Annotated in this window: 1 protein-coding gene; it reads right to left on the bottom strand. The window is 62.5% G+C overall.

Features of this window, described 5'->3' with window-relative positions; genetic code table 11:
• Positions 1 to 91 precede the first annotated feature (91 nt).
• Positions 92 to 961 carry an ABC transporter permease gene (locus tag NKH83_RS31545; protein WP_352804593.1) on the bottom strand — a complete coding sequence of 290 codons (870 nt, stop codon included), beginning with the start codon at positions 959 to 961 and terminating at the stop codon, positions 92 to 94.
• Positions 962 to 990 lie beyond the last annotated feature (29 nt).

Raw genomic sequence — 990 nt, 5'->3', positions numbered from 1 at the left:
AGCGCCATGATGATGATGGGCACATAGAGGAAGGCGAGCAATAGCCAGATGTAGAGGCGGCCGAGCCATTCGAGGACCCGTGTCGTCGCCATCACGTAGCCCTCCTCAGCACCGGCGAGGCAACCGCCAGGATGACCAGCACGACGGCCAGCAGGATAAAGGAGAGCGCAGCACCCAGCGGCCAATTGAACACGGCGACGAACTGGTCCTCGATGACAGTGCCGTAAAAGGTGCCGGTACGGCCGCCAAGTATGCGCGGCTCCATGAACGAGCCAACGACCGGGACGAAGATGAGGGCCGCGCCAGCCACCAGCCCCGGCATCGACAGCGGAATGATGACCCGCTTCAGCATCTGCAGCCGCGAGGCGCCGAGCGAGCGCCCGGCCTCGATCAGCGAGTCATCGATGGCCTGCAGGGTCAGGTAGCAGGTCAGCACCATGTAAGGCACGTAGGAGTGCACTAGCCCGATGATGACGGCCGGATAGGAATACATCAGGTCGATATTGATCTTGAACGGCAGAGCGGCGTTGAGCGCGGTATCGAGAATGCCCCCTTCGCGCAGCACCATCGCCCAGGAGAAGATGCGCACCAGCCCGTTCGACCAGAACGGCAGAATCACGAGCAGGAAAATCGCCTCGCGGCTACGACCTTTCAGCACCTTGGCCAGCACATAAGCGGCGGGATAACCGACGATGATGCACCACAGCGTCACTTCGAGGCCGAGGCGCAGCGAGGCGAGCAGAAGCGTCAGGTAGAGGCTCTGCGAGAAGAAGGCGGCATAGTTTTCGAGCGTGAACGCCCACGGCTTCCCCGACAACGGCAGCTCGGTCATCAGAGAGAAGAAGACCATGGCTGAGAGCGGCAGGAAGATCGCAACCGCCAGCCAGAGATAGGCAGGCGCCAGCAGCGGCAAGGCCGATCTCAGCCCGCTGCGCGACGCGGCTGCAACCTGTGCTGCCATGACATCCTCCCAGGGAAGGATCAGCCGAC

The sequence above is a fragment of the Mesorhizobium sp. M0909 genome, assembly GCF_040319515.1.
Classification (GTDB): Bacteria; Pseudomonadota; Alphaproteobacteria; order Rhizobiales; family Rhizobiaceae; genus Mesorhizobium.
This window is presented reverse-complemented; position numbering and strand designations above follow the sequence as displayed.